Genomic DNA, 14,861 nt, shown 5'->3' on the forward strand with positions numbered 1-14,861 from the left:
TGAGTTGTTAGACGTAAGCAATGCAATCCATTTCTACCAGTGAGTCGCCTGGTACGCCCCCATACACTGCCACTGTGGTACGTACCGGGGGTTTACTGCCAAAACGGCCTTTATATACTTCGTTCATCCCTTTGTAATCATTCAGGTCGTGCAGGTACACGTTTACTTTCAGTACTTTATCCATAGAGGAGCCGGCTTTTTTTAGTTCAGCCTCCAGTTCCTTCAGTACTTCATCGGTGTGTACTTTTATATCGCCTTCTTTATGATACCCTTTTCCGGCAACAAATATCAAATTTCCATGCTTAGTAGAACCTGAAAACAAAGGTACATCCTGATAAGTAGTGACATTAAATACTTCTTTTTCCGGAGTGGCATCTGTTTTAGCCTGAGCAACGGCTCCTAAACCGGTAACACCTGCAAGGGAGGCAAATAGTCTTTTTAGAATAGATCTTCTTTGTGATTTCATAGTGGGTTTTTGTAAAGGAATAAAATTGAATTGGTATGTTGAAAATTTACTTTGTTGATTAGTCTGGAAAGAAACGGTTTCTAATTCCCCTCTCACTTAGTTGTCGAAGTATTTTGCACGTGTAATGCATTTCTCACCTTATTCACTTCGTCTGCATTGATGGCGCTTGCCGTATTTCCAAAATTTTGCCGGATATAGGTCAGTACCTGGGCTATATCTTCATTTCCCAAAAAGCTATGCTGCGGCATTACATTGTTATACGATTGTCCTTTTACTTCAATAGGGCCCTGTAACCCATTCAATACTACTTCAATCAACCGATTTTTATCGCCTACTACCCAATCTGAGTTAGCCAGCGGGGGAAAACGGCTGTTATCGCCTAAGCCATTCCGCTGATGACAGGAACCACAATAGGTATTGTATATTTTTTCGCCGGCTACTACTACCCCTTTATCCAGGTTATCATTCACTTCATCGGGGGTGCGCAGGTGAGAAAGAGATTTGCGTTTTTCCATCTGGGCTAATTGCGGCTCTCCAAAGGTATCTTTCTCCCCGGTGTACATAATCCGCCATACTTTGCCTTTTTCTGTTTCAGCAATGTATAAAGACCCATCAGGCCCCATAGCAATGCCCATAGGTCGGTAATGTGCATCACTTACGTTCACAATGGGGTCTACTCCGGCAAATCCATCGGCAAACACTTCCCATTCGCCAGTAGGTTTACCATTTTTAAACGGAATAAAGCCAATAAAATAACTGGCTTGCGGATAAGGTGCCCGGTTAGTAGATCCATGAAAGGCAACAAAGGCCCCTTCCCGGTACCTTTCGGGAAACTGAGTTCCTGTATAGAAAAGCACATCGTTTGGAGCCCAGTGGCCAGGAAAGCCGAAAATCGGTTGTTCCAGGTCTTTTTCTTTTCCAGCCAACGCTGCTTTCCCTTCATATTCCGGATTTATTACTTTCTTTTTCTGCATCTGGTCGTAATAGAAGTAGGGCCAGCCGCCATCCATTCCTTCCCGTACCTTAAAAAATTCTTCTGAAGGCAGCACCGCACTTTGCCAGGGCGTATACTTATGTGCCCATAAGCGCAGCAGGTCATCGCGGCCATGGTTGAGTACGTATAAGCTTTTATCAGCCTGATTCCAGTCCATGGCTACAATACTTCGCAGGCCAGTGGCATACTTAGTACCATCTCTCTGGGTCTGGTGAAGTTTATCTGCACTAAACCGCCAGATGCCTGCATGATCTTCCAGGAGCGGGCAAGGATAGATGCCTGGAGAGTTAGGTGTGCGGTTAGTTTCCTGGCACGCATTGGAGGGAGCGCCAAACGGAACATACATATTTCCCTGATCATCGAATGATAGCGGTTTGGCGATGTGTTCGTGCATGCCATGCGCATGGTCGTCGGTGAGGATTATCTCCATCTTGCCTTCCGGCACCAGTTTACCCGGCGTCAGTTTATACCTGTACACAAGTAATTCCGAGCTGAAATAAATATATCCTTTATGAATCCGTACGGCTGTACCATAACCTCTTTCCTTTCCTACGCCACCAAACCGTTTCAAAATATCTGCTCTGCCATCGTTATTGGTATCACGCAGTGCAATAATTGAACTATCGGCTCCGCCATACCGGGCCTTTACATACACATCTCCATTATCGTTTACTGCAATATGCCGGGCTTTGCCTTCCAGACTATCTGCTACCACTACGGCCTGAAAATTACCAGGAAGAAAAAGACCTCCATTGTCTGGGCTGGGTGGCGGCAGCTTTACTTTTTCTTTACACTGTGAGAAGAAAAGAAGGAGCAATAACCAACAAAAAGTTCTGCTGAACAGTCCTGTTGCAGAGGTTGCCTTTAAATACGTCAGGTATATGTGTTGCATCTGATAGAAAATGCTTCGGTATTAGAAATTTCACTTTAGTAGCAGGCATAGCAAAGCACCTTTTTGCCCGGCAACACTAGCCGGGAAAGACGGCCACTTTTGCTTTCTAACTTACAGATAAAAAAGATACCAGTCAACTAAAAGGATGAATACGTGTACGTGCACGTTTCTTGTGTGCGCGTACACACAGTTTGTCAAAGGCAAACTTCCTTATCAATGCCCGCCACTCTTCTGAGAAGAAGTAGCCCGTTGTGTAGAGGCTGTTCTGGGTACGACTATTGGATTGGCAATGCCATTCAGGTCGTATACAATTTTGCCGTCTTTAATGGTCATTTCACATTCAAATTTCTTTTTGCCTTCCATCTTATAGCCTGTTTTATCATAGAAGCCAAAATTGCCTTCCCGCATGGTGAGCACGGCTACATCGGCCAGGGCACCCACGGACAGATGCCCCAATTCTTCCCGTTTGATAACCTGAGCCGGAGCCCAGGTACTGGCTTTAATGACGCTGGCTTCGTCCATACCCATGGCTACAAATTTGGACATGATGCTTAATATATCTTTCATCGAGCCATTCATGCTGCCTGTATGCAAATCGGTGCTGATGGTGTTGGGATAAAAGCCTGCTTGTAGGGCCGGGATGGCCTGGGAATAATTAAAACTGGCTCCCCCATAGCCTACATCGAACACAATTCCTCTTTTCTGGGCTTCCATTACAAAAGGCTTCACTTTTTTGGTGGCTTCATCTACCACCGTTTCCCGCACATTTCCTTCCAGCAATGTATATGTATGGGTATAAATATCCCCGGGCCGCAAGCGTTTCATAAACAATTCTTCAATAGAGAGTGGAGGCGTGTTGCCACCAAAATCTATAATAACTGGCATATTGGCTAAGTTACCTGCTTCTACTGCCCTATCTACCGGTGTCCATTCCGGGCCCTGGTAATGCGCTACTTTGAATCCTACGACATAGTCTTTGTTTTGCCTGGCTACCATGGCAGCCATTTTTGCATCCATGTCATTCAGGTTCTGCTCATAGGCTCCTCCCCGCATGCCTTCACCTACAATGTTCAGAAAAGACAGCACTCTCGTCTGCGAATTATCAATAATGTTTTTCTTGAAGGTAGGAAAAGACTTCCAGCCGGCACCCCCACAATCGACTATAGTGGTACACCCGACCCGGAACGTAAATCCATCTGGCGGCACGGCCACCAGGCCATTACTCAGGTAATGATCTGGCTCTGTACCAAAAAATACATGCCCGTGAATATCTACCAAGCCAGGCGTTACATACATGCCTTTGGCATTTACTACCTGGGCAGCGCCTTTGGTATCTATGTTTTTGCCTACCTGGGCAATTTTTCCATCCTGAATGGCCACATCCATCACAGCATTGATGTTATTCTTAGGATCAATTACATGTCCGTCTTTGATGACGATGCTATAGGTTTGTGCTTTGGCAAAGGAAGCCAGGAGCAGCATAGAAAAAATATAAAGTACTACTTTTTGCATAAGTATTAAGGATAATTTGTTTTACTAAAGTTATCAAGCAGAGGCAGAAGATAGTTCTTCGGCCAGTCGTTTGGCTACTATTTTTTCCTGGCCTGGCTTCAACATAAACACCGTCAGGCTGATGGATTGGGTACCTTTTTCTCCTCCCACTACTTCAATGGAAGGATTGCCTTTGCGCAGTTTCTCCTGCAAATCCTGAGGCGAAAGCTTGATCTGGTCTCTATGCCAGGATATGCGCAAAGCTGGTGTATGGTTGGCTATAGGGGGCACAAATGTTTCTGTTTGCACGCCAGTTACTTTTTTTACAGCCGTGTCGATGTGAGCTATCCGGGTTTCCCACTCTTTCCATTCTTTTGCATGATCCTGGTTTATATACCGTTCCAGGGCTACGTACATGCCTAGTATTTCCTCTTTGTTTACTTTCATGCCCCGGCCTATATTTCCCCCTCTGGGTGGCCCGTTTAGCCTGGCAGCAGCAATGAGATCCTTTTTCCCCATCAATAATCCGGCACTTTGGGGTCCACGCATAGCTTTGCCGCCAGAGATACACACTAAGTCAAAGCCCATGTCGTTGAATTTCCACAGGTTTTCTACCGGGGGCACATCGGCGGCTATATCAATCATGGTAGGAATAGTATGCTTTTTGCCCAGGGCTACCCATTCTTCATGGGTTATTTTTCCCTGCGGGGCAGCATAGTTTAGGAACCACAGCATGGCTGTGCGTTCGTTAATGGCTTTTTCTGCTTCTTCCAGGGTTTCTATTTCTACTACCATTACGCCAGTATTGGTAATGGCATGTACATAGCCGGTATTATGTGCCTTCTGTACAATCACCTGCGACTTCATGCCGGTGTACTCCAGGTGGGGCAGCTGAGCTATCTTTTTTTCGTCTTTGCCCGTAAGCACGCCTGCCATGCCCAGCACCATGGCCGACCAGCAGCCGGCCGTTACCATAGCCGCTTCGGAGTGTACCAGTTTGGCAATCCGCTCGCCTACTTTATCCTGTACTTCTTCCAGCATCATAAATTCTTTAGAAGCGGCGTTGATGGTATCCATCACCTCATCTGGCATTAGCGAGGCTGTCATGGCGGTGTAGGTTCCGGCTGCATTAATAAAGGTCCGCAACCCAAGTTCCTGGATGACATTTCTTTTAGCAGCAGTTGGGAGAGCTGCTCCGAGTGTTGCAAAGGGCAAACTGCTTCCAAACCAGCTTCCAATAAATGGGGCAGCTGACAGGCGTTTAATCAGGCTTCTTCTAGTGAACATGAAAATACAATTCTAATACCTATTCAACATTATATATGCGCAATACAATCTATTTCCACCCATGAATCACCTGGGGGCCCCCATACACCGCCACTGTGGTACGAACCGGAGGTTTGCTTCTAAAGCGGCCTTTGTATACTTCATTCATGGTTTTATAATCATTCAGGTCGTGCAGATAGACGTTTACTTTCAGCACTTTATCCATAGAAGATCCGGCTTCTTTCAGCGTTTTTTCCAATTCTGACAGCACGTGACCTGTATGAGCTTTGATGTCTCCCTCAAAATGGACACCTATGCCATGAGATAAAAACCAGCGTACCTTGCTTTTTAAATTTACTATACAAAGGTATATCCTGCACGGGCCCAGCTCTTGATTCTGCTTTCCTAGCCTGCGTTACAGCATGAGCAACCGTACCCGTTCTGGTAATTCCTGCTAACGAAGCAAGCATTTTTTAATGAGGGTTCTCCGTTTGTGTGTGATCATAGAAAAGGAAAATAAGCGGCAGATTAGTTACTAAATTTACCTAACAAAATCAACATCTTTTACTAATTATCCCACTAAACCCTGCTGGCAAGCCGGTTATGCCCTTGCCGGTTGATGGCTGCATAAAAATTAGCTGCATTACTATTTTCTTCGGATGGCGGCAATACAAAAAGGCGGGGAATGGTGCCGCCAGTTAACTTACCAGGATAGCTGAAAAACAAACCGAGAGATAGGGTGCAGATACCATGTTTGCATTAAAATAAAAAAATAGTAAGCATCATGAAAGTATTCGCATCAGTTATTGCTAATTTAAGCGTTCTTCAACTTTTTCAGTTCAGGCTACTATGCAACCTACCTACTCACGTACCTTTCTTTTATTCCGGATTTATGTATGCCTATCAATTTTCATTACCTTTTCCTGCTCTTCTAAAAAGCAGCCATCCGGTTCAGAAGATTTATTCAAACCTGCTGCTTTTACACCTGCCAACAGCTTTACGTCCGGTGCAGAAGGGCCTGCTGTAGACAAATCAGGAACGGTGTATGCCGTAAACTATGCACGTGAAGGAACCATTGGCCAGGTAAATCCTGCCGGACAGAGCACTATGTTTGTAGAATTACCCAACAGCAGTATCGGCAATGGTATCCGCTTTAATTCCCGTGGCGAGATGTTTATAGCCGATTACACGAACCATAATGTACTGAAAGTGGACATGCGTACCAAGCAGGTAAGTGTATTTGCTCATGAACCCCGCATGAATCAACCCAATGACATAGCCATCGATAGCAAAGACCGTTTGTATGCCAGTGACCCGAACTGGAAAGCAAGTACTGGTAATATCTGGCGTATTGACACTGATGGCAAGGTTACCCTTCTGGAAGATAGCATGGGTACTGCCAATGGCATAGAGGTTAGCCCGGACGATAGAATATTGTATGTAAACGAATCTGTGCAACGCAAAATATGGGCCTATGATTTATCTCCTGAAGGGCAGATCAGCAACAAACGCTTGCTTATTGAATTTCCAGACTTCGGTATGGATGGCATGCGCTGCGATGCAGAAGGGAATTTGTATGTAACCAGACATGGAAAAGGAACGGTGGTAAAAGTATCTCCCAGTGGCAAAGTTGTACAGGAAATAACATTAGCCGGAAAAAAACCCTCAAACATTGCTTTTGGTGGAGAGGATGGCCGCACAGCGTATGTTACCTTACAGGATCAGGGGAATCTGGAAACTTTCCGGGTAGATATCCCCGGCCGCGAGTGGCAAATGCAACACAAATAAATTGGCGGTACATCTATTTTGTGAATGAATCCCAATAGCCGCACAAAGGCTGCTATTGGGATAAATTATTCTCTACTAAATCTATACTTGAGTACGTTCTACAGGTTTGTATAAGCTAAAAAGTATACCGCAATTCCAATTGCCCTTGCCATAAAGCACTGTTGATGCCAGATTCGAGTATATTCCATGGTTCTACGCCGGAAGGGGTATTAAACGAGAAAGCTGGCGTAGTGCCGTCTGACAATTTGCCCAGATAGGTAAGCAGGCGATAGTTCGGATTACCGGCTGTGCCTACAAAATACCGGCGGCCCCAGTTATTATTAAGGAAGTTAGCGGCATTGAACATATTGAAACCTACCGTTAACATATGGCGTCTGCTGGAGGCAGTTTTTACAAAGAAATCTTGGCTGATTTTTACATCAACTATACCTGTGAAAGGTGTACGGTCGGCAAAACGTTCGGCATAGGAACCCCGGTTTTCCCGCAGGTAATCTACACTTTCTATGTACGAATTCAAGGCCTGCCACATTACTTGCTGCTGATCTTCCGGCAAACGTTCAACCGTCGTCTGGCCATTGCTACCCGTTACAGTCTGGCCAAATACAATTTCATCTGGTGAGGCAGGTATATACACCAGGTTTCTGGCTGCGCTAATGCCGGGGCTAAAAATTTCATTATTGAGCAAGCCATCATCGTTGTATACATAAGAGAAAGGACTGCCTGTTTGCCCGGTAAAAACCAGAGAAATTTTAGTTGCCATAAAGCCCAGGTATTCTTTCTGGTAGCCAATGGCCGCTACTATCCGGTGACCTGCGTCATACAGGGAAGTAGCCAGTACAGCATTGTTTCTGCCGTTTACCTGTTCGCGGTATACCCAGTTATCGTTGTTAATAAACTGCTCTCCATCGTATAAGGATTTAGCTCTGGTAAAAGAATAGGCAATGCTTCCGCCAAAACCTTTCCGCACAGGATACGACAGCGTAGCCGTTGCATTCCAGGTATAGCCCTGACTGGTATTGGTTACCAGCGTAATATTATTATAGGTAGGGTCTATTTTATCTTCGGTGTTGAATATGGGCCGATTATCCGGCGTACCAGCCAGCGTAGCAGTGGAAGGCTTTACATTCACATTTTGCACCCGGATATTGCTGATATTTTTGGTATACATAAATTCGGCAGAACCTACAAAACCTCCCGGCAACTGAATATCTGTTCCCAAACTTCCTCTGAATACCTGCGGATATTTAAAATCTTCCGCATAAATATCTACATCTCCGGAGGGTTTGGTCAGGTTAGTGGCTAAGTTAGTCTGCCATTGCCCCGGATTGGGATAAAAAGGCTGCACACCCAGGGATAAACTACTGGTCAGTCCATTCCGGATGTAGATACCTCCCGGCCAAACCCAGGGAATACGGCTGGTAAATATGCCTAGTCCGCCACGCAGCTGAACAGCATTTGCGTTACTCACATCCCAGTTAAATCCAATACGCGGGCTCCAGTGAATACGCGACTTAGGTAATACACTGGCTCTGGCTCCCTGCAAGTCATAGCCAAAGCTTTCAATCAAGGGTATGGTAGTCTGGTTGAAGGGGGTATTTATCTGGGGTGCATCATCCAGGTTTACCGGAATATCTATGCGAAGGCCAGGAGAAATCTTAAACCGGTCAGAAACCACAATTTCGTCCTGCACATAAAAGCCCAGCTGCATGGCACTAAAGTCGGCGGCTACGTTTTCCGCATTATCTGCCAGCCGGATGGCTTGCCCTGGGCTTACCGGCAACTCATGTCCGAACAAGTAAAAACCCGGTGCACCACTCAGGAAACTTTCCAGTCCGGTAGGACCGCCATAAATATAGCGGGGTGTAGAAAAAATAGTAAACGTGTTGAGTAGCTTAAAAAACTCATTATGGGTGCCCACAGTAAGGGTATGATTATTTTTATAGAAGGTCAGGTTATTGGTTAAGGTAAACACATCCTGGTTTACAATGTTAGTATAGGAGAAGTTATCAGTTCCAAAAATAATAGTAGCATCGCCATCGCCAGCTTGTACCTGCGGAAAAGGTTGCCCCAGAATGTCGCGGTCATCTCTGACAGTAGTCAGGCCCAGGATTAGATGGTTAGACAGAGAGGGGCTAAAACTGCTGCGCAACTCAACAGCAGAAGAATTAGTGACACTTGGGAAATATACCCCGGTGTTTCCAAAGTAAAGCGTAGTACTATTCGGCCTGTTACGCGTTTCTGCAATGCCTTTTACGTAGCTATGCCGCACCGACAGTTTATGCACTTTATTAATATTCCAGTCGAGTTTGCCTAGCACCTTCGTTCCTTTTAAAGAGTTCAGTTCATTCAGGTAGCCTCCCGGATCATAGCCATATTGCTGCCGCAGCACATCCACTAGTTGGTTAATTTTAGTAGCATCGGCATTGCCTGCATAGGTATTAAAAGAGAAAGGCAACGGAGTTTCATCTTTTTGCAGTTCTATATTGGTAAAGAAAAACAACTTATCTTTTACAATAGGCCCTCCCAGCCGGACTCCATAAATGTTAGACGTGAAAGGTGCCAGCTTATTGCCGGTAGAAGGGGTAACGCCAGCCAGTTTTTCGTTCCGGTTCAGGAAATAAGCTGAGCCCTCAAAATAATTTTTTCCACTTCTGGTAACCGCATTTATCCCTGCTCCTACAAATCCTCCTTTGGTAACATCGTAGGGCGAAGTAACTACTTGTATCTGTTCCAGGGCATCTATACTGATAGGCGAAATACCAGCCTGTCCGCCATTGGTGCCGGAATACGCCAGGCCAAATACATCATTGTTAATGGCTCCATCAATATAAATAGCATTGTAGCGGTTGTTCATGCCGGCAAAAGAAATACCAGTGCCTTCGCCCTGAACTAGTGTGGCCTGGGGCGTAAGCCGCATATAATCGGTAAGCGACCGCTCTATGGTAGGAAGGCTTTCTAGTTGTTCCCGGTTTACTGTAGTGGCTGGGCCTGTCCGGTTTCTGTCAAAGGAACCCTGGGCTGTAACATTAATTTCGGCCAGTTGCAGGGCCTCTTCCTGTAGCTTAATCTGTAGTGGGTATTGCTCCCCCAAACGCAGATTGATGCCTTCTCTGGTATAGGTTTGAAAACCCACAAAAGAAATGGCGACTTTGTAGGGGCCGCCAATCTGTAAATTAGGTAAACGAAAATTGCCTTTCTCATCGGCTACGGTACCGTAGGTGGTGCCGGTAGCCTGGTGGGTGGCTACCACTTGTGCGCCAGGCAAAGGCCCGCCGTTGGCTTCTTCTATTTTGCCTACCATAGAAGCAGTAGTTACGCCTTGACCAAGGCTACTAGTATATGTAATAACAAAAAGAATGAGTGTAAGGGAGAAGGCATGTAATTGCTGTTTCATGGTGTAAGGTGGATAATACAGGCTAAATATACTGCCAACACTACTCTTACACAAAATTTAATTCTCAAAAATTATATATATCTAATTTATAATTTTAGTTATTTAACTATTTTAAGAATAATTATACCATAAAACACATTTATGCATTTAACTTCATTTACCTGCCTTACTTGTTATATGAACCGAAGTGGCTAATTACATTTCTTCGGCTGAAGGTATTTTGGTTTTGTAGGTTTGCCAGTGAGTTACCAGGCTATCTACGACGACCGAACCAGTCCGGTAAGCTGCTTCCAGAGATGGAATAAAAGCTGTATAGCCTTCTTCTCCTCCATGATCTTCATGCGTCAGGCTCTGGGCAGCCGTGATACCAGGATATTGCATAGTGAAATTACTGGCGGTACGCAACACCAATAGCCGGTTCATATCTGCTTTGCCGGCTTTGTGTAGAAACTCCAGCGATTGGCCAGTTCCGGTATCTTCCATAGCTGAGGTTACAAAGTTGCCTTTTCCTTGTGTCCAGTAGCTTACCCATTGATTGGCCCAATCATTCAGGTGCTTTCCGTGCCAGTAAGTCATAGCGGCCAGGTGATCGCCTTTCATTACAGCAGGCGGGTTTTGTGCTTTCGGATAATTGCTATACTTTTCCCGCATCCGCTTTATTTTCTCGTTATCCTCTAGTTTTAGGTCTTTAGTCAGGCCATAGGCCCAATTAACCAGCCCAGGATTCAGGTGAATAGCATTGTTATACTCATTTTCCATCACTGGTTGCTGATAAGGTTTTGTTTTACTCAAAGGCAGATATCCGGTTGGCCAATCTTTAGGCATTTCCCTCACATCTATTTCGTGCGCCAGGTCGCCATCTACCAGCCACTCGGCCCATACTGCCGAACCAGTGCTGCCATCTTCCGGATCAATGCCGGCTATGCCAGCTACCAGCCAGTACGCATTGGTCAGGTCGAAGCGGGGGTCCATACCCAGGGCCATAATAGAGGCAGCAGACCGGGCCGTACCCATGCCAGTACAAATACCCAATACTTGTTTTTCGCGGTTGTAGCGGAGTGTTTTATAGCCTTGTGGGAAGGAAAGAGTATCTGGCAAAGGCAGCCGTTCTACCCAATATTGAAATTCACCTGGTGCATCCCCACTATCTTGTCCACGTTCAAACATCGTAACCACCACTACTTTCACTGGGATAAGGCTGTCTGAAGCAGGTTTACTGGCAGCAGTTTGAGAGGTATTTTCTTTGCCGGAAGGCTGGCAACAGGTACACGAAAAGATGGCGATTAACAACAGTAGGTAAACAGGTAGTTTCATGGGCAGTTTATATAAATTTATAAGTAGGTATAACAGGTATTGTTCAGCCTGGTGAAGTAATTTAGTTAACTCCCATTACAGGGATGAATTAGCCATACTAACGAAACGCTGCCAGCGGCTTTCCCAGATTTGTAAGGCTTTTTTCTTCTCCGGTGCATCCAGCAAACTGTATTCAATAGCATTCATAGAAAGCTTCTTTAACGCCCGCAGGTCCAGCTCCCAGGCCAGAAAGATACTCCAGTAATCAGGCGTGGTGCCAGTGTACTGAAATATAGCCGGGTCATCGGAGTTAATAGAAATCTGGATGCCCCGCTTAATCCAGGCATGGGCCGGATGCATCCGTAAATCGCCGATATAGCCCAGGATCTGGTTACTCAGCGGACTAACCTCTATACATATATTCCGCTGCCGGATCATCTCTTCTGCAGCCGGGAAAAAAGACAAGTTAAAACCATGTCCAATGCGGGTGCTACCCAGCAGCACAGCATCGTATACATTCGATACGTGTTCCCAATTGCTTTCGCCATCGTGGAGGCAGAGCGGCATATCTATCTTGTAAACTTTTGCCAGAGAATCACGCAGTTGCCAGGCCTCCAGAAAGTACAGCGTAGAATTGCCGGCATCTTCCTCGGCTACCAGGTCGTAAGCTTTTACCAGATGAGGATATTTTGCCCGTATGGCAAAGGCTTTGGGCAGGTCCTGTTTAATAATGTCGAGTGGCCGGAAGCGGACATTGGTATAAATCAGCTGGTAAGTAAATGCCGGATCACTTTTTTGGCGTACAAGGGTAGCCGCCTGTTCCAGATAATGAATGATAGAATCTGCCGGAAAACTACCTGGCGAATGAGTTAAATCATATAAGCTTCCTCCCAGAAAAACACGCAACTCCGCATGCTGGATGCCATCTGCCAGTAAGGAATCAAAGCAGGCGGTGTAAAAATCCTGAAAAACGGGCTGATAAGTAGTGAAGCCACCAGTTCTGCGGAAACACCGCTCAAATTCATACCAGATATCTACAGAATCGTTGGCTTCGGAGGCATTAAAGGTGAACAGTTGGTAGAGCTGGCTTTTGAACCCGGCAATAGATTCGTTTAATTGTTGAATGGCATAAAATCCTTCTGGCACTTCGTCTTTTTTGTAAAAATGCATTTGCCCTCTGATGTATTGCTCATTATCATTTTGCCAGTATACATAACAATCCGGCTCTTGCAAAGCCCGGTTAATTACCCATTCAAAATTGAGCCCGGCTGTTGGATGAAAATGATGAATGCCTCCTTTCGGCATTTTCTTTAATACTTGAAAAAGAGGAGTAGTATAGATGTGCTCCTGCGATTTATAAAAGTTGTGGGCCGGGGGAAAAAAGTTTACAGCATCATATTGTTGGATCATTTGCTTGCGGAGAGCAATTAACTTCTCATTTAGTTGTTGCTCTTCCGTAGTTAAGGCTATGTGTGCGTCAAAATCTTGTATACTATCTGTAGCTACCAGTTGCTGCCTGGCCTGTAGATAAGCTTGTGCGGTTGGATAGAAGGTAGGGTATGTAGTAGCTGCTTTAGTAGAAGAGGTACCTGCCAGTTTCGAATGGCAGCCAGAAAACACAAAAGACAAAGTTACCAGATAAAGGAACCAGAGCCCTACATCCGGCTTTCCGCTTATACAGCGCATATACTTATGGATTTAACCTGCAATAAAAAACGAAGCTATCTAACAATTTCTATTTTCAAAATAAAAAATAAAATATTTATAGATATTCCTAATATTATTCTACCAAATAGACAAACAACAGAATTAAGACTGCCTCTACATGTATTTGTCATTAGTTCACTAAGGCATTTGCTCCCCTGCATTTTATAGGTAAAAACAGAGATTGGGTTATACAACAGTTTTTGATGTAACAGCTTCTACCGGTACGTTTTCATGTTTCTTGCCAATAATTAACCGGATACCTTTGTCGTAACTAAAATAACTCCACATCCAATTCATCAGGACAAAGAGTTTGTTGCGGAAACCAATTACTGAGATCAGGTGGATAAACATCCAGATTAACCAGGCCCTGAAGCCCTGCGTACGGTATTCTTTTTTGAAGACTTTTAGATCGGCTACTGCCCGGTTGCGTCCGATAGTAGCCATAGAGCCTTTATCGTCGTAGGTAAAAGCTTGCAATGGCTTTCCGGCCAGCATATGCATGATATTTTTTCCGAGTAACCTTCCTTGCTGCAAAGCAGGCTGAGCCATCATGGGGTGGCCTTGTGGGTATTCTTCCGTTATCATGGCGGCTATATCGCCAATGGCAAAGATGTTAGTGTAGCCACTAACCCGGTTGTGTATATCTACCTGCAGGCGATTGCCTTTTAAAATACTTTCTTTCCGTAAGCCTTTGATAGGTGCCCCGGATACGCCCGCAGCCCAGATCAGCGTACGGCTGATAAACTTCTCTCCACTGTCTAAGGTTACCGTATAGCCGTCATAGGATTGTACGCGTCTGTTCAGCCATACTTTTACTCCGAATCTTTCCAGATATTCCAGCGCCTTAACAGCTGCTTCTTCCGACATACCATTCAGCAAACGCGGCCCACTCTGGATCAGGTGAATATCCATTTTTACAAAGTCCAGTTCCCGGTAATCTTTAGGGAAAACGTGTTTGCGTAGTTCACTTAAAGCGCCGGCTATTTCTACACCGGTAGGCCCTCCGCCTACAATCACATAATCCATTAAGCTGTTTAGCTGCTCTTCATCATCTATCTGCAAGGCTTTCTCAAAGTTGGTCAGAATGGTATTCCGTAGCGAAAGTGCATCTTCAATACTCTTAATAGCAATGGACGACTGCTCAATAAGGTTATTTCCATAGAAATTTGTAGTGGCACCTGTGGCAATTACCAGATAATCGTAGCGCAGGTACCCAATAGAGGTCTCCAGAATCTGTTTGTCGGTATCCACACATTCAACGGTAGCTAAGCGGAAAAACAAATTGTCCTGTTCTTCGAATATCTTGCGGAAAGGATACACAATAGAATCTGCTTCCAGCCCGGCTGTAGATACCTGGTACAGTAAGGGTTGAAAAGTATGGTAGTTCTGTTTATCGATTAACACGACTTGCAGGTCTGCATGGCGCAAGGCCTTTGCTAATTCAAGCCCTGCAAACCCACCGCCTACAATAACCAGGCGGGGTTTACCATTATCGGCTATTCTGGTTTGCTCCAGCATCGAAGTACGTTTTGGGTGGTTGATATACTAGGTAATTATATGGGCACTACTA

Annotated in this window: 10 protein-coding genes and 1 pseudogene; 1 reads left to right on the forward strand and 10 read right to left on the reverse strand. The window is 45.1% G+C overall.

The features are described from left to right. Positions 1–7 precede the first annotated feature (7 nt). The 6 genes and pseudogenes from Q0590_RS01770 to Q0590_RS01795 form a co-directional block, all read right to left on the reverse strand. Complete coding sequence (locus Q0590_RS01770; protein WP_302035757.1) at positions 8–466, reverse strand: RidA family protein; 459 nt, start codon at positions 464–466, stop codon at positions 8–10. 92 nt (positions 467–558) lie between these two features. After that, positions 559–2,352, reverse strand: a complete 1,794-nt coding sequence (locus Q0590_RS01775) for a PQQ-dependent sugar dehydrogenase (RefSeq protein ID WP_302035758.1) — start codon at positions 2,350–2,352, stop codon at positions 559–561. 213 nt (positions 2,353–2,565) lie between these two features. Then, positions 2,566–3,864 (reverse strand): amidohydrolase/deacetylase family metallohydrolase, encoded by a 1,299-nt coding sequence (locus Q0590_RS01780; RefSeq protein ID WP_302035759.1) that lies wholly within the window; start codon positions 3,862–3,864, stop codon positions 2,566–2,568. Between the two features lie 33 nt (positions 3,865–3,897). Further along, positions 3,898–5,130, reverse strand: a complete 1,233-nt coding sequence (locus Q0590_RS01785) for a PLP-dependent transferase (protein ID WP_302035760.1) — start codon at positions 5,128–5,130, stop codon at positions 3,898–3,900. A 29-nt stretch (positions 5,131–5,159) separates the two neighbouring features. Beyond that, a pseudogene (locus Q0590_RS01790) lies at positions 5,160–5,614 on the reverse strand (RidA family protein). Positions 5,615–5,688: 74 nt separating this feature from the next. Next, positions 5,689–5,835, reverse strand: coding sequence for a hypothetical protein (locus tag Q0590_RS01795; protein WP_302035761.1), 147 nt, complete (start codon positions 5,833–5,835; stop codon positions 5,689–5,691). Between the two features lie 123 nt (positions 5,836–5,958). On the opposite strand from Q0590_RS01795, the gene Q0590_RS01800 reads away from it, so the two are divergent. Then, positions 5,959–6,897, forward strand: coding sequence for an SMP-30/gluconolactonase/LRE family protein (locus tag Q0590_RS01800; protein ID WP_302035762.1), 939 nt, complete (start codon positions 5,959–5,961; stop codon positions 6,895–6,897). A gap of 115 nt (positions 6,898–7,012) precedes the next feature. Here the strand turns inward: Q0590_RS01800 and Q0590_RS01805 are convergent, their stop codons facing one another. The 4 genes from Q0590_RS01805 to Q0590_RS01820 form a co-directional block, all read right to left on the reverse strand. After that, complete coding sequence (locus Q0590_RS01805; RefSeq protein WP_302035763.1) at positions 7,013–10,291, reverse strand: TonB-dependent receptor; 3,279 nt, start codon at positions 10,289–10,291, stop codon at positions 7,013–7,015. A gap of 195 nt (positions 10,292–10,486) precedes the next feature. Next, on the reverse strand, positions 10,487–11,605 hold the full coding sequence (locus tag Q0590_RS01810; RefSeq protein ID WP_302035764.1) for a purine nucleoside permease: 1,119 nt from the start codon (positions 11,603–11,605) through the stop codon (positions 10,487–10,489). A 75-nt stretch (positions 11,606–11,680) separates the two neighbouring features. Further along, complete coding sequence (locus Q0590_RS01815) at positions 11,681–13,270, reverse strand: hypothetical protein (protein WP_302035765.1); 1,590 nt, start codon at positions 13,268–13,270, stop codon at positions 11,681–11,683. Between the two features lie 207 nt (positions 13,271–13,477). Continuing rightward, positions 13,478–14,809 carry an NAD(P)/FAD-dependent oxidoreductase gene (locus Q0590_RS01820; RefSeq protein ID WP_302035766.1) on the reverse strand — a complete coding sequence of 444 codons (1,332 nt, stop codon included), beginning with the start codon at positions 14,807–14,809 and terminating at the stop codon, positions 13,478–13,480. Between the last annotated feature and the right edge of the window lie 52 nt (positions 14,810–14,861).

It is taken from the genome of Rhodocytophaga aerolata (assembly GCF_030503435.1).
Lineage (GTDB): Bacteria > Bacteroidota > Bacteroidia > Cytophagales > 172606-1 > Rhodocytophaga > Rhodocytophaga aerolata.

Coding starts and splice junctions, on each gene's coding strand:
- Q0590_RS01810 (WP_302035764.1), bottom strand. CDS start 11,605: ATGAAACTACCTGTTTACCTACTGTTGTTAATCGCCATCTTTTCGTGT.
- Q0590_RS01800 (WP_302035762.1), top strand. CDS start 5,959: ATGCAACCTACCTACTCACGTACCTTTCTTTTATTCCGGATTTATGTA.
- Q0590_RS01770 (WP_302035757.1), bottom strand. CDS start 466: ATGAAATCACAAAGAAGATCTATTCTAAAAAGACTATTTGCCTCCCTT.
- Q0590_RS01815 (WP_302035765.1), bottom strand. CDS start 13,270: ATGCGCTGTATAAGCGGAAAGCCGGATGTAGGGCTCTGGTTCCTTTAT.
- Q0590_RS01775 (WP_302035758.1), bottom strand. CDS start 2,352: ATGCAACACATATACCTGACGTATTTAAAGGCAACCTCTGCAACAGGA.
- Q0590_RS01780 (WP_302035759.1), bottom strand. CDS start 3,864: ATGCAAAAAGTAGTACTTTATATTTTTTCTATGCTGCTCCTGGCTTCC.
- Q0590_RS01785 (WP_302035760.1), bottom strand. CDS start 5,130: ATGTTCACTAGAAGAAGCCTGATTAAACGCCTGTCAGCTGCCCCATTT.
- Q0590_RS01805 (WP_302035763.1), bottom strand. CDS start 10,291: ATGAAACAGCAATTACATGCCTTCTCCCTTACACTCATTCTTTTTGTT.
- Q0590_RS01820 (WP_302035766.1), bottom strand. CDS start 14,809: ATGCTGGAGCAAACCAGAATAGCCGATAATGGTAAACCCCGCCTGGTT.